Annotated in this window: 19 protein-coding genes; 6 read left to right on the forward strand and 13 right to left on the reverse strand. The window is 58.5% G+C overall.

Annotated elements, in window-relative coordinates:
* Positions 1–2 precede the first annotated feature (2 nt).
* Positions 3–938, reverse strand: a complete 936-nt coding sequence (locus WKI41_RS18100; protein ID WP_340194865.1) for a lysylphosphatidylglycerol synthase domain-containing protein — start codon at positions 936–938, stop codon at positions 3–5.
* 105 nt (positions 939–1,043) lie between these two features.
* Here WKI41_RS18100 and WKI41_RS18105 point away from each other — a divergent pair, with 105 nt between their 5' ends.
* Both WKI41_RS18105 and WKI41_RS18110 read left to right on the forward strand, forming a co-directional pair.
* Entirely contained in the window at positions 1,044–2,054 is a 1,011-nt protein-coding gene (locus WKI41_RS18105) for a glycosyltransferase family 2 protein (protein ID WP_340194866.1), read from the forward strand.
* A gap of 4 nt (positions 2,055–2,058) precedes the next feature.
* Positions 2,059–3,552, forward strand: coding sequence for an ArnT family glycosyltransferase (locus tag WKI41_RS18110; RefSeq protein ID WP_340194867.1), 1,494 nt, complete (start codon positions 2,059–2,061; stop codon positions 3,550–3,552).
* A 101-nt stretch (positions 3,553–3,653) separates the two neighbouring features.
* Here the strand turns inward: WKI41_RS18110 and WKI41_RS18115 are convergent, their stop codons facing one another.
* The 3 genes from WKI41_RS18115 to WKI41_RS18125 all read right to left on the reverse strand — a co-directional run bounded on the left by WKI41_RS18115 (position 3,654) and on the right by WKI41_RS18125 (position 6,488).
* A complete protein-coding gene (locus WKI41_RS18115; protein WP_340194868.1) occupies positions 3,654–4,124 on the reverse strand; it encodes an OsmC family protein in 471 nt (156 codons plus the stop codon).
* A 2-nt stretch (positions 4,125–4,126) separates the two neighbouring features.
* The gene (locus WKI41_RS18120; protein ID WP_340194869.1) at positions 4,127–5,497 is read right to left on the reverse strand and encodes an aminotransferase; all 1,371 of its coding nucleotides are present in this window, start codon (positions 5,495–5,497) and stop codon (positions 4,127–4,129) included.
* A gap of 79 nt (positions 5,498–5,576) precedes the next feature.
* Positions 5,577–6,488 carry a diacylglycerol/lipid kinase family protein gene (locus WKI41_RS18125; protein ID WP_340194870.1) on the reverse strand — a complete coding sequence of 304 codons (912 nt, stop codon included), beginning with the start codon at positions 6,486–6,488 and terminating at the stop codon, positions 5,577–5,579.
* A 254-nt stretch (positions 6,489–6,742) separates the two neighbouring features.
* Here WKI41_RS18125 and WKI41_RS18130 point away from each other — a divergent pair, with 254 nt between their 5' ends.
* Complete coding sequence (locus tag WKI41_RS18130) at positions 6,743–7,990, forward strand: MFS transporter (protein WP_340194871.1); 1,248 nt, start codon at positions 6,743–6,745, stop codon at positions 7,988–7,990.
* Positions 7,991–7,998: 8 nt separating this feature from the next.
* Here the strand turns inward: WKI41_RS18130 and WKI41_RS18135 are convergent, their stop codons facing one another.
* Positions 7,999–11,004, reverse strand: coding sequence for an autotransporter outer membrane beta-barrel domain-containing protein (locus WKI41_RS18135; protein ID WP_340194872.1), 3,006 nt, complete (start codon positions 11,002–11,004; stop codon positions 7,999–8,001).
* A gap of 504 nt (positions 11,005–11,508) precedes the next feature.
* Here WKI41_RS18135 and mgtE point away from each other — a divergent pair.
* Together mgtE and WKI41_RS18145 are read left to right on the forward strand one after the other, a co-directional pair.
* Positions 11,509–12,882, forward strand: a complete 1,374-nt coding sequence (gene mgtE / locus WKI41_RS18140) for a magnesium transporter (RefSeq protein WP_340194873.1) — start codon at positions 11,509–11,511, stop codon at positions 12,880–12,882.
* Positions 12,883–13,003: 121 nt separating this feature from the next.
* Positions 13,004–13,456, forward strand: coding sequence for a GNAT family N-acetyltransferase (locus tag WKI41_RS18145; protein WP_340194874.1), 453 nt, complete (start codon positions 13,004–13,006; stop codon positions 13,454–13,456).
* 13 nt (positions 13,457–13,469) lie between these two features.
* On the opposite strand, the gene WKI41_RS18150 is transcribed toward WKI41_RS18145, so the two are convergent.
* The 6 genes from WKI41_RS18150 to WKI41_RS18175 all read right to left on the reverse strand — a co-directional run bounded on the left by WKI41_RS18150 (position 13,470) and on the right by WKI41_RS18175 (position 18,458).
* Positions 13,470–14,378, reverse strand: coding sequence for a homocysteine S-methyltransferase family protein (locus WKI41_RS18150; protein ID WP_340194875.1), 909 nt, complete (start codon positions 14,376–14,378; stop codon positions 13,470–13,472).
* Positions 14,379–14,420: 42 nt separating this feature from the next.
* Positions 14,421–15,110: an ABC transporter permease subunit gene (locus tag WKI41_RS18155; protein ID WP_340194876.1), complete on the reverse strand. Its 690-nt coding sequence runs from the start codon at positions 15,108–15,110 to the stop codon at positions 14,421–14,423.
* Positions 15,111–15,120: 10 nt separating this feature from the next.
* A complete protein-coding gene (locus tag WKI41_RS18160) occupies positions 15,121–15,843 on the reverse strand; it encodes an ABC transporter permease subunit (protein WP_340194877.1) in 723 nt (240 codons plus the stop codon).
* A gap of 18 nt (positions 15,844–15,861) precedes the next feature.
* On the reverse strand, positions 15,862–16,635 hold the full coding sequence (locus tag WKI41_RS18165) for a transporter substrate-binding domain-containing protein (RefSeq protein WP_340194878.1): 774 nt from the start codon (positions 16,633–16,635) through the stop codon (positions 15,862–15,864).
* 20 nt (positions 16,636–16,655) lie between these two features.
* Positions 16,656–17,435, reverse strand: coding sequence for an ABC transporter ATP-binding protein (locus tag WKI41_RS18170; RefSeq protein ID WP_340194879.1), 780 nt, complete (start codon positions 17,433–17,435; stop codon positions 16,656–16,658).
* Between the two features lie 186 nt (positions 17,436–17,621).
* Entirely contained in the window at positions 17,622–18,458 is an 837-nt protein-coding gene (locus tag WKI41_RS18175) for an undecaprenyl-diphosphate phosphatase (RefSeq protein ID WP_340194880.1), read from the reverse strand.
* Positions 18,459–18,844: 386 nt separating this feature from the next.
* Here WKI41_RS18175 and WKI41_RS18180 point away from each other — a divergent pair, with 386 nt between their 5' ends.
* Entirely contained in the window at positions 18,845–20,008 is a 1,164-nt protein-coding gene (locus tag WKI41_RS18180) for a sensor histidine kinase (protein WP_340194881.1), read from the forward strand.
* Positions 20,009–20,017: 9 nt separating this feature from the next.
* Here WKI41_RS18180 and WKI41_RS18185 read toward each other — a convergent pair whose 3' ends face one another.
* A complete protein-coding gene (locus tag WKI41_RS18185) occupies positions 20,018–21,418 on the reverse strand; it encodes a coniferyl aldehyde dehydrogenase (protein ID WP_340194882.1) in 1,401 nt (466 codons plus the stop codon).
* Positions 21,415–21,816 carry a winged helix-turn-helix transcriptional regulator gene (locus WKI41_RS18190; protein ID WP_340194883.1) on the reverse strand — a complete coding sequence of 134 codons (402 nt, stop codon included), beginning with the start codon at positions 21,814–21,816 and terminating at the stop codon, positions 21,415–21,417. The genes WKI41_RS18185 and WKI41_RS18190 overlap by 4 nt, the downstream gene beginning before the upstream one ends.
* Between the last annotated feature and the right edge of the window lie 72 nt (positions 21,817–21,888).

Below are 21,888 nucleotides of genomic sequence, written 5' to 3' on the forward strand. Positions count from 1 at the left end.
CGCTACTTTCGTGTCGGCACGAAAAGCGCCAGAGCCGTTCCCATCAGTGATGACAGAATGACCAGCAGGTGGAGGTTGACGGCTGCCTGGCCGAGCGCCGATAGCGCCTGCTCTTCCGCTGAAGCGCCAAAGCCAATGGCCCCTGCCGTAATGCCGGCCGGATAGGTGCCGACGCCGCCTGGCGCGTGGACCGGGAGCACGGAAGACAACTCGCCCCCGAGAGCCCCACCAAAACCTGCCGGAAGGCTGATCTCTCCCATCAGCATCAACACCCAGGCCAGCACGGCGATCTTGACGAACCAATTGATGAGAGTCGCACCCCAAGCTCGCAGGAAAGCTTCACCGTCCACCGGAAGCCCTGCCCTCACCTCGTCGATCATAGTGGCGAGTTTTGGCGAAGAACGGCTGCCGACAAGCCTGAAGACGAAGTCTCGCGCGACAAATCCCAGGGCTGGTAGCAGTAGAAATGCCAGCCAGCCAGCCCAAATCCAAGGGCTTCCCTGTTCAAGCGCCCAACCCACTCCAGCCGCCGCCAAAAGCGCGTGCAAATCGAAAAGCCGCATGACGAGCAGAGCAGACGTACCGCGAAGAAGATTGACGCCGAACTCCCGTCTCATCAGAAGCGGAAAGCTGGTTTCTCCGCTTCGAAATGGCAGCATGATATTGAGAATATTGTGGAGCTGGACGACACGGAAAAGCGTCACGAAGCGGCTTTTCGTTTCCCGCGGAAAGTAATCGTAGATGCGCCAAGTGCGCAGAACATAGGTGGCGACGAGAAGCGACAGCGCAAGTGCAATCGTTCCCCAGCCCGCATGGGACCAGAGGCTGACGATCGTGCCCCAACCCCAGGCCCACTGGATGAAGGCTGCGTAGGCTACGACGACAACCACCATGCCGAGAGTCAATGCGTTGCTTGCAAGCAACGCTGTCGGTTTCATCCTGTCTGAAGTGTCTTTCAAATGACGGCCTAACTGGACAATTGGCGGAACCGCGCCTATCCCGAAAAAGAGCATATTAATAATGTCTTAACTGGGGAAGCCTTCGTGCCCACAACGACAGCCCTTCGAAGCGATATTTCGACGAGCACTGCGCCGGAATTATCGCTTGTCGTGCCGATTTTCAATGAGCAGGAAAGCGTCTGCCCTCTGATAGAGCGCGTTCTTGAGGCAATGACAAGCTTCCCCGACACCTGGGAATTGATCCTGGTGGACGACGGCAGCACGGATGCAACGGTCGTCAATGCGAGATCCTACCTTGGTCGAGCAGGACTTGACCTCAAAATCGTTGCCCTTCAGCGCAATTTCGGCCAGACGGCCGCCATGCAGGCGGGCATCGACACCGCAAGGGGGCGACTGATCGCCACGCTTGATGGCGATCTGCAAAACGACCCCAAAGACATTCCGATGCTGGTTGCCGAACTTGAACGGCGCGAGCTCGATCTGCTTGTGGGCTGGCGCAAGAATCGCCAGGACGGGCTGATGCTACGCAAAATTCCCTCTTGGATTGCCAACCGGCTTATCGGTCGCATCACCGGCGTTCGTTTGCATGATTATGGCTGCAGCCTGAAGATTTACCGCACCTCCGTCATCAAGCAGGTCAAGCTGATGGGCGAGATGCATCGCTTCATCCCGGCCTGGGTGGCGGGCGTGGTGCCGAGCAGCCGCATCGGCGAGATGGCGGTCACGCACCATGCACGCCAATTCGGCACGTCGAAATACGGGATATCACGCACCTTCCGTGTCATCCTCGACCTGCTGTCTGTGATGTTCTTCATGCGTTACAAGGCGCGTCCGGGGCATTTCTTCGGGTCTCTCGGCCTTGGACTTGGCGCGCTTGCCGTCATCATCATGGCCTATCTCTTCGTCGACAAATTCATCCTCGGTAACGACATCGGCACACGCCCTATGCTGATGGTCGCCGTCGTGCTGTCGCTCTCCTCCCTACAGTTCATCACCACCGGAATCCTGGCGGAGATGATTGCTCGCCTCTACTACCGTGACGACCGGACGCCGAACTACATCGTCAGCAAAACATTCACCTCAAACGAGACCTGACACGATGCGCAAGGTTTTCTCCCGCAATCTCGATTTGACGCTGATCCTGATTGCAGGATACTTCCTCCTTGCATTCGTCGTCCGCATCGTCCGCTCGTCGGCGCTTGAAATCGATGAGACCCAACAGGCTCTTCTTTCCCAGCATTTGTTGCTCGGATACGGTTCGCAGCCTTTCCTCTACACTTGGCTGCAACATGGCGTGAACGTGCTTATCGGCCCCTCGATCGCCTCGCTCAGCCTGCTGAAGAACGGGTTGCTTTTCCTTTGCTGTCTGTTTTTCTGGATGACCGCCAGACTGCTGCTGCGCGACAAAGCGCTCGTCAACATCGCAACGCTCGGCGTTTTGACCATGCCTACCGTCTTTGTCATGGCACAGCGGGACCTGACCCACACCGTGCTGGCGCTGTCGTCCGTCGCCTTGTTTGCCTATGCCCTTTTCACTACCCTCAAGACGCCGAGCGTCGGGGGGTATCTTCTGACTGGACTTGCAATCGGCATCGGCGCAATTGCCAAATACAATTTCGTCCTTGTTCCGCTGGCAGCCGTCTTTGCTATTGCCATGGACAAGGATTTGCGCCAGCGCCTCTTCGACTGGCGCATGCTGTTGACGATCGGCGCAGCCGTGGGGCTGGTGCTACCGCACTGTCTTTGGGTGGTGAATCATTTCGATCTCGCCACCACACAGACAGCAAGGGAGATGCGCGACGTCAGTGATAGCACCACGCTCTATGCTCTCGACGGGGCTCTCGACCTTCTGCTTGCCTTCCTGAAGGGCGTCGCGCTGCCCACGGCGATCGGTGCCGCTCTTTATTTTCGCGATGTCAAAGCCATTGCCGGCGCAAGCGACCAGTCGACCCGTCTCGTCGGTCGTATCATTCTTTTTTCCATGATCTTCGTGTTGTTGCTCGTCTTCGCCATGGGCATTACGCATATGCGGCAAAAATGGCTCGCCGTTTATGTGCTGCTCTGGCCACTCTATCTCTGCCTGAAGGTTCAGGCTGCTGGATTGTCGGGTGAGCGCAAACTCAAGCCAATGCTGACCTCAACCTTCACTTTGGCCATCGGGTTCCTCGGCGTGCTGCTGACGCGCGGTCTGATTTCGCCTCATTTCGAACGATACTCGCTCGTCCATATTCCCTACAAAGGCTTTGCCGAGACGCTGCGCCATGAGGGCCCATTCAAGCCGGATTATGTGATTGCGTTTGGCGGGCTTGCGGGTGGAAACCTCAAAATCCAGTTTCCGGACTCGATGGTCGTCACGACAGATACGGATATCGAGACGATTCCCGCACTGTGGCCAGCAGGCGCGGTGATCCTCCTCGTCGATACCAAGGACGATGGCGAGTCGCCGGAAGACTACAAGGACGCGCTGTCTTCGCTCGCTCAGCGCGTCTCGCTTCCAGCACCCACCGATATCCGCCATGTGAACGTACCCTATGGCGATTCCGGTCGCAGTCACACCTTCTATTATTCGCTTGCAACAGCCCAAGCCAATTAAAGCATGTCGCGCGTAAGTGTGCAGCGGTTGTCCGATAACGACATGCGGCAGGGCAACGAGCTAAAGCGTAAGGAACGAATCCGAAAAGATCGCGACTGGCTTTAGAGCGCCTTGATCGTGGGCTCGACTCGGATCGGGAAATTGACCGAATTGGCGATAAAACACTTTTCATGCGCGTCATCGTGAAGTTCCCGCGCCGTCTGGAGATCTCCCTTGATAAGGGTGATCACGGGCTTCAGGACAACCTCGGTAAAATGACCGGCGCCATCGCGCTTCAACACCATCGTGCCTTCGGGATCATCCACATAATCGCTCACAACAACGCTCGAGACCGCGCAGAAATGCAGATACCACAGCTTGTGGCACGCGGAGATCGAGGCAAGCAGCAACTCCTCCGGATTCCAGCGGGCCGGATCGCCGCGAAAAGCCGGATCGGAAGAACCTGCAATATCTGTCTTGCCTTCCGCTGAAATGACGTGGTCGCGTCCATATTCTCTGTGACCGGATGTGCCAGTACCGCGGTTGCCGGTCCATGTGACCTTCAGCGTGTAGTGATGCTCGTGATCGGCCATCGTCAAACTTTCATGGTGTCGCGCAAGTGGTCCAAACCCTTGCGCAGTGTTTCGATGATCTGATCGACCTCAGGACGGCTGATAGTGAGAGCGGGCGAAGCCAGCATGCGATCTCCCGTGGCGCGCATTACCAATCCATTTTCCAGGCATTGATTGCGGACGATGACGCCGACATCGTCCGGCTTTTCGAAACGCTTCCTCACTGTCTTGTCAGCCGTCAGTTGTAGGCCGCCCATCAGCCCTACATTGGCCGCCTCGCCCACCACATCGTGGTCCAGCAGGCTTTGCCAACCTTGCGTGAAATAGGGGCCGATATCATCCCGCACCCGTTCGACCAGTCCTTCCGCCTCGATGATGCGCAGATTTTCGAGGGCCGCCGCAGCACAGACCGGATGGCCGGAATAGGTAAAGCCGTGGGCGAAATCGCCGACCTCGGTCAGCATCACCTCGGCGACGCGGTCTGAGACCAAGACACCACCAATCGGTAGGTACCCGGAGGACAGTCCCTTGGCAATCGGCGCCAGATCAGGCTCATAACCAAAATGCTGATAGCCGAACCAGGAGCCCAATCGACCGAAGCCGCAAATCACTTCATCGGAAACCAACAGGATGTTGCGCGCCTTGCAGATGCGGGCAATCTCCGGCCAATAGGTCTCTGGCGGCACGATGACACCGCCAGCGCCCTGTATGGGCTCTGCGACGAAGGCTGCGACATTCTCTTCGCCCAATTCGTCGATCTTGGCGTCCAGCTCACGGCCAACCTTCAATCCGAACTCTGCCGGGGAAAGGTCGCCGCCCTCCGCGTACCAATAGGGTTGGCCGATATGGGCTACGCCTTCGATCGGAAGATTGCCCTGCTCGTGCATCCACGCCATGCCCCCAAGCGAAGCACCGGCAACGGTGGAGCCGTGGTAGCCGTTTCGCCGCGCAATCACCTTCGTCTTCGTCGGATGGCCGAGCGCCTTCCAATAGACGCGCGCCATGCGAAACCATGTGTCTGTCGCCTCGGAGCCGGAGTTCGTGAAGAACACATGGTTCATCGTCGGCCCCGCATGAGAGGCAATCTTTTGTGCCAGAAGAGCCGCTGGCGGTGTGGTGGTGCCGAAGAAGGCGTTGTAGTAAGGCAGTTCGTTCATCTGCCGGGTCACGGCTTCGGCAATCTCATGGCGGCCGTAGCCGATATTGACGCACCAAAGGCCGGCAAAGGCATCAAGATATTTCTTGCCAGTGCTGTCATAGATGAAGACCCCCTCACCGCGCTCGATGATGCGCGTACCGGTGGCATTCAGCTTTCCCATGTCTGAAAAGGGATGAAGATGATGTGCAGCGTCGATGGCGGCGAGGTTGGAGGCCGATCTCGAAATGTCGTTCACGCCGTGTGTGCTCCCTGCTCTGGTGACAGGAAGCATGGCCGCTGGTTACTGATTTTGCAAGCGACGACGAACGCCGAAATCAGACGTTGGTGGTGTCTTTCGCGACGATCACCTTCAATTCGCCAGCGTGGATTTTGAGCTCTACATCGCGCTTCATCGGCAGCAACTCGCCATCAATGACGCAACGCACGTCGTGCCGCCTTTTGGGAAAATGCAACTCGACATTTTCGACAGCCATCGTCGTGACTGCCGCGTTTTCTTTCAGCCGTCCGCGCAGAATATCGATCGCAAGGCGCGCGACGCCGGACGGTCTCAAGGCTTCCGCAACGTAGAAGCCAAGACGACCGCGGGTGATATCATCCGCCACCAATAGCGGGTTTGGCCCGAACTCATTGTTAGAGGCAGAGATGGCGCAGACACGACGGTGCTGGGTCTCTCCAGCCACTGTGAATTCCACATCGAAGACTGGCGGATTGAGCACAACGCTCACAGCAGCGCGGATATTGGCCCGGATTTTTCCAAGTCTTGAGGCATATTGCATGCGGTCGCGGTAGCGGACCATGCGGGCATGGAGCCCGGCCGAGAACTGGTGAACGAAAGGATGACCATTGGCGCTGGCAATATCGACGTTCTGGACGTGTCCTTGGGCCAAGGTGTCGACCGCCTGCCAAATGTCGAGCGGCAGTTTGAGCGATCGCGCAAAGAGGTTCATCGTTCCGGCCGGCACGACGCCAAGCGCTATCCCATGTTTCCAGGCAATGCCTGCAGCAGCAGAAATGGTGCCGTCACCACCACCAGCAATCAAGCCATCCAGCCCGGCATCATCGGCGGTGCGCTCCATCTCCTGAACGATATCCTTGCCGGACACGAGGCGGCATTCGATCTCATGACCTGCCTCGGAGAATACCTTCCGTGTATGGTCGCAATAGGCGTCCAGATCGGTGGTCTTGAACGTTCCGCCATCGCGGTTGAAGATCGCAACCAGCCTCATCTATCCATCCAGCTATTGAGCACGAAGCGCGACCTAAATCGCCGAACGCAAAAAGGGTTCCATCAGAAGCAGCGACGATCCGGAATTCATCGAATCAACACTACCGCGACGCACAAAAACATGCTAGAAGCAACATAAGGTCATTTTGGTGGCCAACATCTCCAGTCAGGGCAAATCGACCATGTCGATCTTGCCCTTTTTTCTTCGTGAACGTCTCTTTGCATGGGAAGCGTTCCGTCGCAGCCGGGAAACCCATGAGCCAAAGCTGTCCACGCGAAAACCGCGCCGATGCGGAAGACGATTCTGTTGCGTCATCGGCGCAGACCGGCCTTACCCCAGTTGCCATCGCGCTGATCGAACTGGCGCTTGCCGCCGGCGGTTTCGGCATCGGTACGGGTGAATTTGCCATCATGGGCCTGCTGCCGGATGTGGCAACGACCTATGGCGTCAGCGTTCCGGTCGCCGGTTACGTCATCACAGCCTATGCGCTCGGTGTGGTTATCGGCGCGCCGATCATCGCGGTTCTCGCTGCGCGCCTCACACGCCGTCTGCTTCTGCTGTCCCTGATGGGCCTGTTTGCAGCCGGCAACATTCTCAGCGCCCTTGCGCCGGACTTCTGGACCTTCACCACACTGCGCTTCATCACCGGCTTGCCGCACGGTGCCTATTTCGGGGTTGCCGCGCTCGTGGCAGCCTCGATGGCACCGATCCACAGGCGTGCTCGCGCCGTCGGTCGGGTCATGCTGGGTCTTACCATTGCCACTCTTCTGGGCACGCCGCTTGCGACATTCTTCGGCCAACTGTTCTCCTGGAGAGCGGCCTTCTTGATGGTGGGTGGCATCGCACTTCTGACCGTCGCGCTTCTCTTCATGTTTCAGCCACGCGACAAGGTGCAGGAAGGTGCAAGCGTCTGGCGCGAACTGGGAGCTTTCCGTCGCGTTCAGGTCTGGTTCTCACTCGCTGTTGCAGCAGTCGGGTTCGGTGGAATGTTCGCGGTCTTCAGCTATATTGCCAAGACGACAACCGACGTTGCCATGATGCCGGTCTCAGCGGTGCCGATCGTGCTGGCGCTCTTCGGCATCGGCATGAATGTCGGCAACGTCGTCGGCTCGCGTCTTGCCGACCTCTCCCTGAACGGCACCATCGGCGGCATGCTGGCTTTCAACGTCGTCCTGATGACGATCTTCGGGCTGACGGCGCATAATCCCTACATGCTGTGCCTCTGCGTCTTCCTGATCGGCTGCGGTTTTGCCGCCTGCCCTGCTGTCCAAACACGCCTGATGGATGTTGCAGCCGATGCGCAGACTCTCGCTGCGGCCTCCAACCATTCGGCGTTCAACATTGCCAATGCACTCGGGGCTTGGCTCGGAGGCGTGGTGATCGCGCTCGGATATGGCTATGCTTCGACCGGCTATATCGGCGCGATCCTCTCCTTCGCGGGATTGCTGGTGTTCATGGTCGCGGTCGCTCTTGAACGGCAGGACAAGGTCCGCAGCATCTAGATCCAATTCTAGAAATTGACCGTGAGGTCGGCGAGGGCAGCGTTCGAACTGTATCCTTTCGCGAAATCACCGCTATAGCTCAGCATCAGACCCGCCGATTTCGACAGATGGACGGTAACACCGGCCTTCACCACCATCGCATCCTCCGGCACGCCAATCCCTTCCAGCACGAAGGGGTCGCCACCATCGAAGCGCGCCATCGCGAAGGATGCCGCTTGGCCGAAATTGTGGCGCCAACCGACCAGGCCGGACAGGAGAATTGGCACCTCGCCTATCTCCAGATCGGTCGAGACGCGCAGACCCAGGGTGGAAGTGGTCATATTGAAAGATTTGTCTTCGATCGCGAGCGCTGCCGCTCCTCCGTCTTCCCTGATCGCGCCACCGTCGATTGCGGTGTAGGCGAGACCGGCGAAGGGCTGCAAACGAAATTCATCTGCCTCGAAGGTCCAGCCGATATCGGCAAAAACCTGCGACGTGGAGCGACTGTAATCGGCCTTGAGCATATCGGAGAACGTGTCGAAGGCTACGTTTCTTCGCGTGACTATCTCGTTTCGGGTATAGATGGCGCCACCCGTCAAGTTGAACGGCTCCATCTCGGCGTGCGTGTACAGTCCGATGTGATAGGACTGGGCCTCGGCTCCGGCGGCGGCGTCAAGCGTGCTGTAACCCAGCACGCCGCCGAGGCGCCAATCGTCTCCAATCGGGGCGTCACCGCCGATCAGCGTTCCGACTGTGCTTACATCGAGGGTACCCGCCGTAGTATTCCCAGCAAAACTCTCTCTCGAGACAAGACCCGTCGCCCATAAGCTGCCGTCGGCCACCTCACCTTCCCTCGTGAGGCGGTTGGTCTTGTCGAGGATCGCTTCGCGAAGCAACATGTTCTCCGAGACGAGCGCGGATTTGAATGACGCGTGAAGCTCGCCATTGAGCTGGGCGAAGGCACTCTCCGCAGTCTGGATATCAAGCGGCAGGATGGCCTGAAACAGCGTGGCCGTTGGCCCCGCCGCTTCGATGGCACCCGCTGCCGCGCGGTCGTTCGACGTGCGCGCAACATCGGCAAAGCGCACCGCGTTACGGTCGAGTTGGAGATCGACGGATGTCAGCCCATAGGTGAGCGTTGGCGATAGGAAGGCGAAGTCGCTGGTCACTCGATCGAAAGTGCCATCGACTTGGCCCGCAGTCAGAATCCGGTAGTTTGTCGAAAGGCCGTAAGTGCCGCTTGCCGCACGCAGATCGACCACGCCGCCTTCCAGACGAGCCGTACCGGAGACATCGAGACGATCGGAGCGGCCGGTGGAGTCGATATCGACATCATAGACGGACCCTGCCCGGAAGGTCGCATTGCCGCTGACAGTCATCGTCGCCATGCCCGGCCCCGGAGCCAGCGCGCCGCCCGCGCGAACCAGCAGACCGCCCGACACACCGGTACCGCTCAGCAGGCCGCCATCGAAGATGTCCACGGCGTCAGAAATCGTGCCGTCGTTCGTCAGTTCGCCGCCTGTAATGGTAGCCTGACCGGTGATCGTCCCGGTGTTGGTGAAACGACCGCCCGAGTTGGTCAGCGACGCGACCGTGCCATCATTCGTCGCCATGCCTTCATTGACGACAACATCAGCTGTGGCGCCAAGATTGTTGATGAAGCTGCCGCCTGCACGGTTCTCCACATCACCGAGCGTGTCGTTGTTGACCACACGACCGCCGCTGATCGTCGTCGTCCCTGTCACTGCGCCACCGGTATTGTTGGTGAAGAGCCCGGCCTGATTGTCGAGTGAGGCCACTGTGCCGGCATTGGTGGTCGCGCCCCGGTTGGTGACAGCGCCAGCAGAAGCCCCGGTGTTGTTGACGAATGCGGCGGCAGCGGCAACATCCACATCCGTGACCACAAAATTATTAGTCACCGTTCCGCCCGCAACCCTCGTCGTACCAGTGATCCTGCCACCGGTATTGTTGGTGGTCGTTCCGGCGTTGTTTTGTAGTGAGGAGATCGTTCCGGCATTGGTCAAGGTGCCGGAATTGCGAACAGTGCCAGCCGTTGCGCCTGCATTGTTGGCAAAGGCCGCCGCGGCTGCAATATCAACATCCGTTACTACAAAATTGTTGGTGACGGTCCCGCCAGCAATTGTCGTCTTGCCGGTGATGTCGCCGCCCACATTGTTGGTAAAGCTACCGCCATCGTTTTGAAGCGAGGCGACCGTGCCGGCGTTGGCGACTGATCCGGCATTGCGGATGTTGCCCGCCGTTGCGCCACCATTATTGGCAAAGGCGGCGGCAGCTGCGACATCCACATCCGTCACCACGAAATTGTTGGTAACGCTTCCGCCCGATACGGTCGTCCTGCCAAGAATTTCGCCCCCGGCATTGTTGGTGAAATTGCCGTCCGTGTTTTGCAGCGTTCCGATCCGACCCGCATTCGATGCATCGCCTGCATTGTCCAGAGTGGACAGGGTCGCGCCGCCATTATTGGTGAAGGTGCCGCCGGCAGCGACCGAGGCGCTTGTCATCGTGCCATTGTTGGAAAGCGAGGTCCCGTTCCCGACGACGGCGTCCCGAAGCGTGCCGTTCACAGTGACGCTGCCATTTTGGAGCGAAAGCTTGCCGTCCAGCGTACCGTCGACAGCGAGACTGCCGCCTAAAAGATCAACATCGGACGTTAAGAGGCCACCGTTATTGATGGTGACGCTGCCTGACGTCATCGTCGTACCGCTGCTAACGCTCAAGGCACCTGTATCGGTGATCGTGAGATTTCCGCCGCCGACGTCGAGCCTGTCGATCGTCTCGCCAGTGGATACTTGCGGCGAGCCGGTGTTGACCGTGGCGCTATCGGTTGTGGCGGGTGCGCCTGGCGTCCAGTTCGCGTCTTTCTCGAACGCGTTATCCCCCGCACCTGTCCAAACCGATTGCGCAGACAGTGATGTCGCCACGAAAGCGACAGGCGCAGTGGCGGCAAGCAAGGCTAAAAATTTAGGTGCTGCGAAGAGCGGGCGGCGGACCATGAGCATACCGACAGTCGTCACGTGGCCTCATGCCGACGTTGGCGATCACCCTATGGCGGTTATGGTTAACCACCGGTTAAACCGGGTCGGCTCCAAGCCCCTATACCCCTGTCAATACAGTATATATTAGCCGCTCATTTGGTAGGTTCAGGCAGGATGAATCCCGTGCAGACGTCTCGACCTTTCGCCTGATTCCGGAGCCGGAACCGGCGACAATCGGCGTTTCTCAGACAAAGCGTAGGCGTCTGATTTTAGAGGAAAATCTGCTTTGCTTCTGGCACAGATCAACCTTGCAAAAATTTCATCTTCGGACCGCTTGACTATGACGCGGTTCAGGCGCACCACAGCCTCACGTGCAGGGTTCAACAACATCCTGGCACGGATATTCACGGAGCATCGTTTGATGTCTAGCGACAGTAGTAGTCGATTGCCTTTGCCGAGACCGGCGAGACGTGCTCTGATCTGACTCCTGTCGGCTCACCACGGCCCGCCGAGATCGGCGGATCGACTGGAAGGTGAGCAATCATGAACTTTCACACCCTCTCCCAGAGAGCCAGCAAGGCCGCACGTCTTTTTCGCAGCGGTGATGCAGGTCTTTCCACCATTGCAGAACGTGTCGAGCAGCTGAACGCACTCGACGTGCATGATGCCGTCGACGCTCTCTTGAAAATGCCGCAACCCAAGGCCGTTGCCATTCTGGACCGTCCGGAGTTGCACCACGCCGCCGATATCGTTGCCGCCATTCCGCTGGAGCAGGCAACCCGCTTCGTCAACCTCATGTCGGATGACCGCGTCGCGGACGTCATGGCCGAGATGGATGAAGCCCACCGCGCCAAGCTCTTTTCGCGTCTGGACCGGGCAACGGCTGCCGCCATCCAGCATCTGATGACCTATCCGCCCCGTACCGCCGGCTCCATCATGACGACGGAGTTCGTCAGCGTCCCGGACAGCTGGACGGTGGAACAGACCCTTTCGCACATTCGCGTCGTCGAGCGTTCGCGTGAAACGGTCTATGCCATCTATGTGCTGGCCGAGGATGGTACATTGAGCAAGGTCGTGACGCTGCGCCGTCTCGTCACTGCAGATCCTGAAGCATCGATCCTGTCCGCAGCATCCCGCGAGAGCGTCGTTTATGCCGATCCTCAGATGTCGCAGGAAGATGTAGCGCGCCTTATCCGCAAGCACGATCTGCTGGCCATTCCGGTGGTGGATGAGCATGCCCGTATCCTTGGCATCGTCACCGTCGACGACGTGATCGACACCATGATTGCCGATACGACGGAAGATGCCCACAAGTTCGGCGGCATGGAGGCTCTCGGCAAGCCCTATATGGCCATGGGCTTCATGGACATGATCCGCAAGCGCGCCGGCTGGCTGTCTGCCCTCTTCCTCGGTGAAATGCTAACGGCAAGCGCCATGCAGCACTTCGAAGGGGAACTGGAAAAGGCCGTCGTTCTGACGCTTTTCATTCCACTCATCATGTCATCTGGCGGCAACTCGGGCTCGCAGGCTACATCGCTGATCATCCGCGCTCTGGCGCTCGGCGAACTGAAGCTTTCCGACTGGTGGAAGGTGCTGCTGCGCGAACTGCCAAGCGGCCTCGCGCTTGGCGCAATCCTTGGCGCCATTGGTTTCCTTCGGCTCACCATCTGGCAGCAGGCAGGCTTCTACGATTACGGCGAACACTGGCTGCTGGTCGGCTTCACGGTCTTTGCAGCGCTGATCGGCATTGTCACCTTCGGCTCGGTCTGCGGCTCGATGCTGCCCTTCATCCTCCAGCGCCTGCGTCTGGACCCGGCAAGCGCCTCGGCTCCTTTCGTTGCCACGCTGGTGGATGTCAGCGGCCTTGTCATATACTTCTCCGTTGCCCTGGTCATCCTCAGCGGCACGTTGCTTTAATGTGCCTGAGCCCGGTCGCCCCTCGGCGGCTGGGCTCACTGTCGCGCAACGTCATTGCGCAGGCTTATCAATTGCTTGTAGCCTTGCTCTCGATTTCAGATTCAGGATAATGAGAGATTACATGCAGATATCCAACCTTCGTCAGCAGCCATCATTCGCCGACACGATCGCTCATCGCGGCTGGAACGCCTGGTGGACGGAAAGCGGCGTGCCGCTCGAAGATTATCGGGCACATCTCGACATGATGTTGGGAGAGGATGCCATCCCTTTTGCGCTGGTGGCGCACGAAGGCGAGATCTATATTGGCTCCGTGCTCGTCATCGACAACGATCTCGACGCGCGACCGCAATATGCGCCGTGGATCGCCGCGCTTTGGGTCGATCCCGATTATCGCAAACAGGGCGTCGCTGCTGTCTTGATCAAGCAGGCTCGCCAACACATCGGATCATTTGGCTATGGCACCTGCTATCTCTGCGCCACGGCCGACAAGAGGCCCTATTATCTGAAACAGGACTTCACTCTGCTGGAAGAGGACGTCACCGGTCTCGACGTGTTTTCGATCGAGACACGGTAGACGTCACCACCCTTCAACGAGCGTGCAGTGCGCCTGCCACTTTGTGGATATGGGCCGCACCAATGCCGCAGCATCCGCCGATCATCGTGGCGCCGGCATCCGCCCAGCTGCAGGCGAAGCGAGAATAGACATCGTCTGTCAGATCGTCGCGCGTGCCATGCAGGCCCTCATTGGCTGCCGAGTCACCTTGCTCGCCCTCGAAGGCATTGGCGTAGACGCCGATTTTAAGCGCGACACCCTTTTCCTTGAACGTGTCTGCTGCCGTCTCGACGGCAGCTTTCATCACTTCTGGCTTGCTGCAGTTGAACAGCAGCGCGGCAGCACCGGAACCGGCGGCCCATTCAGCAGCGGCGCGAACCGTCTCGCCGGAGCGCAGCTTAGGTTCAGCGCCGTTTACCTGCGCCGGTTCGTCATCCAGGGTGAAGGAAATCCAGAAGGGCTTGCCCGTCCTCGAGACCGCTTGTCGGACAGCCTCGCCCTCGGCGATCAGGCTCAGTGTTTCACCCAGCCAGACGTCAACGAAGGGCTCGAGGTTATCCACCAGAACGCTAAGATAATCTTGGACGCGGGACGCATCGAAATTCTGCGGCTCGTAGGAGCCGAAAATCGGCGGCAGTGAGCCTGCGACCGTGACCTTCCTGCCTGAGGCATCGGCTGCTTCGCGCGCCAGTCGTCCTGAGAGGGCGATCAGCGACGCGCCTTCTTGCTGGAAGCGTTCTTCGCCGATGTGAAAGGGCACGAGTGCGTAGGAATTGGTGGTGACGACGTCGGCACCGGCCTCGATGAACTCGGCATGAACCTGGCGAACGATGTCGGGCGCGTTGATGAGGGCAAGTGCGGACCATTCGGGCTGCTTCAGTTCGGCACCGAGACGCTGCAATTCGCGGCTCATGCCGCCATCGAGAATGCGAATATCGCCCATGAAAAAACTCCTTTGTTTGTGGCGCCGAACGAGCGTCGCCGCTTAGCGTCGTACTGGCACCTGCGCTTCGATGATGCCGAAGCAGCGGGCAATGATAGCCGTGAGAATGAGATAAAAGATGGTAACGACCAGAAGCGGCTCGTAGACCAAAAGCGTGTCCTGCCGGACCTTGTAGGCCACCGCGTAAAGATCCATCACCGTGACAGTGAAAGCGAGCGGCGTGGCTTTCAGCTGCATCACCACCTCACCCGCGATGGTGGGCAGCGCGTTGCGAATGGCGCGCGGCAGCCAGATGCGGCGGGCAAGCTTGAACGGGCTCATGCCGAAAGCGCGTGCTGCTTCCAGCTCGCCCTTTGGAACACCAAGCAACGCGCCGCGCAGCACTTCCGCTTCGTAAGCCGCGTAATTCAACGTGAAGCTGACGGCTGCGAAGAAAAAGCCTTCCCTGAGGATCGGCCAGAGGAAGCTTTGCCGCAAGCCAGGGATCATCGGCAGAAACGAACCGACGCCGTAGTAGAGAAGCCAGAGCTGGATCAGCAGCGGCGTACCGCGGAAAAAAGTGCAATAGCCGCGCGCCAGAAGCCGCGTGAACCTGCCGCCGCTGACCTGGGCAAAGGCGAGGCCGATAGCCAGAATGAAGCCAAGGCTGACGGAGATCACCAGCAAGGCGATGGTCTGCCATGCTCCACTGAGGAGAAGCGGCCAATATTTTTCGATCCAGGAAAAGGTCATTTTGTCCCCCTTACGCCAGCGACGGCTGACCGCGACGCACGCGCCGCTCGATCAGCCGGAAGACAAAATTGGAGACAAGGGTGATCGCCAGATAGATCAGCGCGGCGGCCATGAAGAACAGGAAATAATGCTTGGTGCTGGCGCCGGCCAGACGCGTGGCAAGTGCCAGCTCCTGGTAGCCAACGACCGCCACCAGCGCGCTGTCCTTGGTCACCGAAAGCCAGAGGTTCGACAGGCCAGGCAGAGCGTTCGGCAGGAGAGCGGGAAGGACCACACGGCGAAAGCGCAAAAACGGCGACATGCCGAACGCTTTGGCCGCTTCGATCTGCCCGTTCGGGATCGACAGGATCGCGCCTCGCAGCACTTCCGTCATATAGGCACCCTGCACAAAGCCGAGCACGGCGACAGCGGCGACGAACCCGTTGACTTCCAGCGGCGGCAGTCCTGCCATCTCCAACAGGCGGTTCAGGCCGTCCGTTCCAGCATAATAGAGGCCGACGATCAGAATGAGTTCAGGCACCGAGCGGATCAGCGTCGTGTAGAGATTAAGAACAATACCGAGAGCCCGGTTGTCGGAAAGTTTGCCAAGCGCACCCACCATCCCGATGACGAGACCGATCAGATAGGCCCCGGCAGAAATGGCGAGCGTCGCAGCAGCACCAGACAGCAATGTGCCTCCCCATCCCGGGGGATAGGGAGACAAAAGCTGGATGATGCTATCAGGAGCTGCCATTTGCGAGAGGAACCAGACTTACTTCGCGCCGTAGATATCGAAGCTGAAGTATTTCTTGGTGATCTCGTCATACTTGCCGCTGGCACGAACGGCAGCGAGCGCCGCATTCAGCTTCTGCTTCAGTTCCTGGTCGTCCTTGCGCACACCACCGGACACGCCAAGGCCGAGAATCTCAGGATCGTCGGCAACATTACCGGCATCGGCGCAGCAATCCTTGCCAGTATCGGTCTTCAGGAAATCGTCGAGCACCAGTGAATCGCCGAAAACGTAGTCGATGCGGCCAGCAGCGAGATCCTGGAAGGCTTCATCCAGTGTCTGGTACGTCTTCTCGTCGGCGACATCCTTGAAGTACTTGGCGTAATAAGCGGACTGGATGGTAGCGACCTGAATGCCGATCGTCTTGCCCTTCACGTCCTCCGCCGTCGCGCCCGGCTTGCCGTCTTTCGCGCCAATCAGTTTGCTTGGCGTGTTGTAATATTTGTTGGTGAAATCGATGACCTTTTGGCGCTCGGCCGTGTTGGACATCGACGACCAGATGACGTCGAACTTCTTGGTTTCGAGCGCCGGGATCAAGCCATCCCAGGAGAGCGCAACGATGGAGCATTTTTCCTTCATTTCCGCGCAGACGGCATCCATGAGGTCGATTTCCCAGCCGTGCCACTTGCCGCTGGCATCCTGGGCGAAAAAGGGCGGGTAGCTTTCGTTCATGACGCCAAAGCGGACTTCGGCACTCGCCGTGAAAGCCGACAAAGCGAAGGCCGTACCGGCCAGCAGGGAGGCAACAAATTTCATATCAAACTCCTATGGGATTATCAGTTGGCAAGCGCGCCGGTAAACTCACGGGTCCGCGCGCTGCTGGGATTGTTGAAGACCTGCTGCGGAGACCCCTCCTCCTCCACGCGGCCTTGATGCAGAAACATAACGTGGTTTGAGACATCTCGGGCAAAGCGCATCTCATGCGTCACCAGCAGCATAGTGCGGCCCTCTTCCGCCAGATCGCGGATTACCTTCAGCACTTCGCCGACCAGTTCGGGATCCAGCGCCGACGTCGGCTCGTCGAACAACATAACGGCGGGTTCGACGCACAGCGCCCGGGCGATGGCGGCACGCTGTTGCTGCCCGCCAGAAAGGAAGGCCGGATAGGCATTTCTTTTCTCAAAGAGACCCACTTTGTGCAGCAAGGCCTCTGCCTTTTCGACTGCCTCGGCACGCTTCACGCCCATGACATGGACTGGCGCTTCGATGACGTTTTCAAGAACCGTACGATGAGCCCAGAGATTGAAGCTTTGGAACACCATGCCCAGCCCGGTGCGCAAGCGCTCCACCTGACGCCAGCTCTGCGGCACGGACTTGCCATCACGCCCGCGCCTCACCGCCACCTCTTCGCCATTGACGCTCACCCGGCCGCTATCCGGTATTTCCAGAAAGTTGATGCATCGAAGAAAGGTGCTCTTGCCGGATCCGGAGGAGCCGACGATAGAGATCACGTCGCCCTTCTTGGCCGTCAACGAAATGCCCTTGAGAACCTCGTGATTGCCGAAGCTCTTGTGGATGTCCTCCACTGCAAGGGCGCAAGGAACGTCGGCGGTCATTCATTCTTCCCGAAAGTTTAGAAAGGCGTTGCACCATCCGGAAGGGAGGTGATGTTGGAGCGGAGATAACCGCTCTCGCACCGTATCGAAAGGAAAATCATTCTACGCGAAGCAAAAGAGATAAAATTAACCCGGCGCGGAGGACCGCGCCGGGTGAAACCGTTGTCTGATGTCTACCGAGAGGCGTCAGATCGGATTGATGACACCGGCAAAGAGCAGACCAAGCAGCACGACACCAATAACGATGCGGTACCAGACGAACGGCATGTAGCTCTTCGTCGAGACCAGCTTGAGGAAGACGACGATCACGGCATATCCGACGATGAAAGATATCAAGGTCGCCAAAGCCGTTTGGCCCCAGCCCACAGGGTTTTCCTGTCCGATGCTCTTGAAGAGCTGGTAGAAGCCGGAGCCGAAGACGGCAGGAACCGCCAGGAGGAAGGAATAGCGGGCCGCGGCTTCACGCGTGTAGCCGAGCAGCAAGCCAGCGGTGATCGTGCCACCGGATCGCGAAACGCCGGGGATCAGCGCCATGGCCTGGGCAAAGCCGAAGATGATGGCATCCCGCCAGATCAGCTTCTTGATCGGATACTTCTTTTGGCCGATGCGATCGGCAAGGCCCAGAATGATACCGAAGACAATCAGCATGACCGCGGTGATGTAGAGATTGCGCAGCGAATGCTCGATCGCATCCTTGAACAAAAGTCCGAGCAGTACGATTGGCACCGAACCGACGATGATCATCCAGCCGAGGCGAACATCCGCCGGATCATACTGTCCGCCGAGCCGCAAATGATGGCGAAGCCATGCAAAGGCGATCCGCATGATATCGGACCAGAAATAAACCAAAACGGCCAGTTCCGTGCCGATCTGGATGATGGCGGTAAACGCCGCGCCGGGGTCTTCCCCTGTCCCTAAAAACTCACCGGCGATTCTCAAATGTGCGCTGGAGGAAATTGGCAAAAATTCCGTGAGTCCTTGAATAAAGCCGAGGATCGCGGCTTCTATCCAACCAATACCCATGCTGGTCCGTCCCTGAACTGACAATCACTGCGCGCGAAATTATGAACCAATCCGGGCAGTTCGATGTTGCGGTGCAAAAAAATGTGAATGATGAGGAGCCGGCGAACGCCGCGGCAAATCCTTCGTCCCAAATTGCGGGAAAATCAAGGGCGGAGTTGGCAAAAACGGGCGTAGTGCAGGCCAGCAAAATCCACCCTCACGTCTAATTCGTGAAATCTAAAATAAAAGATTTTAGAAAATGCGAGATCATCTCACGTTACTTCGAAAGTATCGCGCTTCACTCAAGTATTTTATCCATTAGACATTTAATATCGGGCTTCTTATATCTTCTTGATATTGCCGTTGTCGCAGACACATGGCCTTCTCTTTCAGGTTGGACTGGGCCTTTGATTAATACGCTGTCGGTAACATCGGACCTTCTCACGGCCGAGCGCGATATTCTGGCACGAGTGGCGTTGGGAGGCCCGCTGAAGGATGTGTTGCGCGATATCGTGCTGCTGGCGGAAAAGCCTGCTGGTGGAGAGTTGCTGGCATCGGTGCTGCTCACCACGGAAGATGGCAAGCGGCTAATCCATGGTGCTGGGCCAAGCCTGCCTTGTGACTATAACGATGCCATCGACGGTATCGCCATCGGTCCCGGCGTCGGATCCTGCGGGACCTCAGCGCATTCAGGCAGTCCCGTCATCGTCAACGACATCGCGACCGACCCGCTTTGGGCGAATTTCCGCAAACTGGCACTGGCTCATCATCTTCACGCCTGCTGGTCGATGCCGATCCGAGCCGCCGATGGCCGAATTCTGGGCACCTTCGCCAATTATTACCGCGAACCCCGCAAGCCTTCCGAGCGCGATCTTGAGGTGATCGGCATGGTGTCCCGCACCGCGGCCATTGCCATCGAGCGTTCGCAACACGAGCAGGCGCGTGACCGGGCAGAAGAACAGCGGATGCTTCTTTTGCGAGAGTTGAACCACCGCGTGAAGAATGTCTTTGCACTGGCCGACTCGATGCTGGCGATGACTGCACGCACGGCAACGAGCGCCGAACAGCTTTCCTCGACGGTTCGAGGCCGGCTACGTGCCTTGGGGCGGGCGCATGATCTCGTTCAGCCGACCTTTTCTCTTGAGCATGTGGCCTACGCACCAGACGTGCCGTTGCGTCAGATCATCGGCGATATTCTCGCACCTTATATGGAAGCGACGACCGAACACGTCGTCTTCGTCGGAACCGATGACGTGCGCATCCGGGCCGATAACATTACCAGCGTAGCTCTGATCTTACATGAGCTTGCCACCAACGCAGCGAAATATGGGTCGCTCAGCACTGAGGAAGGCCGGCTCGTGGTTGCCTGTACCAAGGCTGAGACAGTGCAGATCATGTGGAGCGAGCGCGGTGGGCCGGTCTGCATTGCCCCAAGCCACAAAGGCTTCGGCTCCACGCTGATCCAACGCACGGTTGACAACATGCGCGGAGAGATTTGCTACAACTGGTCGCCGGACGGTTTGGACATCACCATCTGTTTGCCCATCAACATTACTTCCGCCTCCGAGTGAGTACCGGTTTTATCGCAAAAGAAAGTCGAGCCCGGCCTTGACCATCCGCCCGAAGGGCGGGCGTAGAAGGCTTGGTACGCTGAAACGTCCTTGGGAGAATACGCCCTTGGCATGGCTCATGCGGCGAAAGCCTTCGATGCCGTGATAGGCGCCGATGCCGCTTGGACCGACCCCGCCGAAAGGCAGATCATCCTGCGCCACATGCAGCACTGTGTTGTTGATGCCGACATTGCCCGACGTGGTGCGTGACAGGATCGCCTTACAGTCCTCACCATGCGCCTCACCGAAGACATAAAGCGCCAGTGGTCTTGGCCGCTGATTGATATGGGCAATGACTTGCGAAACATCTCGGTAGCTCAGCACGGGCAAGATCGGACCAAAGATTTCTTCCTGCATCACCGCCATATCATCGGTTGGATTGACGACAAGCGTTGGTCGAAGGACGCGGGTTCTCGTCCCCGCATCACCCTCTTTGCCCACTGGACGCAAGGTCGCGCCTTTGCCCTGTGCGTCATCGAGCAATCCGTTCAGCCGGGAAAGGTGTCTGTCGCTGACAATCGAAGCGTAGTCGCGGCTTGCCACTCCATCCGGATAAGATCGCGCGACCTCGTTATCGAACGCATCGACGAAGCCCTCAATGTCGGCTTCGTGGACGAAGACGTAATCCGGTGCAACGCAGGTTTGACCGGCGTTGGCAAGCTTGCCAAAGACGATAGAGCCTACGCTTCGGGCATTGACGTGACCTGGTAGAATGATCGTCGGGCTCTTGCCTCCGAGCTCGAGTGTGACTGGCACAAGGTTCTCGCTTGCGGCCTTCATCACCATACGACCGACCTGCGTGCTGCCAGTAAAGAAAAGATGATCGAAGGGTAAGCCGCTGAACTCTGCCCCCACACTGGCGTCTCCCAGAACCACGGCAACCTTTTCTTCCGCGAAGACCTCAGCCAACATCGTTTGCATCAAAGCGCTGGTGTCCGACGTCAGTTCGGAGGGCTTCAACATCGCCCGGTTCCCCGCGGCAAGTGCGGTCGCGAGGGGCACCATGGCGAGCAGAAACGGATAGTTCCACGGCGACAAAATACCGATTACTCCGAGCGGCTGATACTCCACCCAGGCGCGTCCGCGCTGAGACAAGGCGCCCACATGGCGCCGCTCCGGCTTCATGAAGCGCTTCAGGTTGCGATCAAGGTAATCGATGGCCTGAACCACCCCGACAATATCGAGAAGTGCGGTCTCATTCGGCGATCGTCCGCCAAAATCTGCATCGACCGCTTGTTCGATCCGGCTTCGATAGCGGATCACGACGCTACGCAATGCCTTCAGATCGGCTCGGCGTTGCTCCAGCGACGGCGGCCCATCTTGGACATAAGCGCGGCGCTGCTTTTCAAGAAGGTCGGCGGCTGTGCTCATTCGGCAGCGGCGAGCGTTGTGACGCGATCAGCGGGCGCGGCGACGATCTTGACCCCGTCCTTGCAGACCACATGGGCTTCGCCCCACGATTTGAGCGCCGAGATAACCGGCTCCAAGCTCTGACCAAGTGGTGTCAGGCTGTAGTCGACCCTTGGCGGCACAACGGGAAAGACGGTGCGTGAAATCAGACCAGCATCTTCCAGCTCGCGCAGCTGCTTCGTTAACATGCGCTGCGTGACGCTTGGAATGTATCGACGCAGCGCATTGAAGCGCAGCGTGCCCTCATTCAGCAGATGATACAGAATTACGCCTTTCCACTTGCCATCAAGGTAGCACAGCGTCGACTCCACAGGGCAACCCGGAAAGTTATCCGTCAATTTGGCGCGAGGGCGAGACATAAGAAACTCCGTTTTCCTTGATCCGTGACGGCTACAGTATCCTTTTTGTCAGTATAGACAAAAAATGTGCAT

The organism is Agrobacterium larrymoorei (assembly GCF_037722385.1).
Taxonomy (GTDB): Bacteria; Pseudomonadota; Alphaproteobacteria; order Rhizobiales; family Rhizobiaceae; genus Agrobacterium; species Agrobacterium larrymoorei_C.

Coding starts and splice junctions, on each gene's coding strand:
- WKI41_RS18165 (WP_340194878.1), bottom strand. CDS start 16,635: ATGAAATTTGTTGCCTCCCTGCTGGCCGGTACGGCCTTCGCTTTGTCG.
- WKI41_RS18160 (WP_340194877.1), bottom strand. CDS start 15,843: ATGGCAGCTCCTGATAGCATCATCCAGCTTTTGTCTCCCTATCCCCCG.
- WKI41_RS18125 (WP_340194870.1), bottom strand. CDS start 6,488: ATGAGGCTGGTTGCGATCTTCAACCGCGATGGCGGAACGTTCAAGACC.
- WKI41_RS18150 (WP_340194875.1), bottom strand. CDS start 14,378: ATGGGCGATATTCGCATTCTCGATGGCGGCATGAGCCGCGAATTGCAG.
- WKI41_RS18175 (WP_340194880.1), bottom strand. CDS start 18,458: ATGGGTATTGGTTGGATAGAAGCCGCGATCCTCGGCTTTATTCAAGGA.
- mgtE (WP_340194873.1), top strand. CDS start 11,509: ATGAACTTTCACACCCTCTCCCAGAGAGCCAGCAAGGCCGCACGTCTT.
- WKI41_RS18100 (WP_340194865.1), bottom strand. CDS start 938: ATGAAACCGACAGCGTTGCTTGCAAGCAACGCATTGACTCTCGGCATG.
- WKI41_RS18185 (WP_340194882.1), bottom strand. CDS start 21,418: ATGAGCACAGCCGCCGACCTTCTTGAAAAGCAGCGCCGCGCTTATGTC.
- WKI41_RS18155 (WP_340194876.1), bottom strand. CDS start 15,110: ATGACCTTTTCCTGGATCGAAAAATATTGGCCGCTTCTCCTCAGTGGA.
- WKI41_RS18130 (WP_340194871.1), top strand. CDS start 6,743: ATGAGCCAAAGCTGTCCACGCGAAAACCGCGCCGATGCGGAAGACGAT.
- WKI41_RS18190 (WP_340194883.1), bottom strand. CDS start 21,816: ATGTCTCGCCCTCGCGCCAAATTGACGGATAACTTTCCGGGTTGCCCT.
- WKI41_RS18145 (WP_340194874.1), top strand. CDS start 13,004: ATGCAGATATCCAACCTTCGTCAGCAGCCATCATTCGCCGACACGATC.
- WKI41_RS18115 (WP_340194868.1), bottom strand. CDS start 4,124: ATGGCCGATCACGAGCATCACTACACGCTGAAGGTCACATGGACCGGC.
- WKI41_RS18170 (WP_340194879.1), bottom strand. CDS start 17,435: ATGACCGCCGACGTTCCTTGCGCCCTTGCAGTGGAGGACATCCACAAG.
- WKI41_RS18110 (WP_340194867.1), top strand. CDS start 2,059: ATGCGCAAGGTTTTCTCCCGCAATCTCGATTTGACGCTGATCCTGATT.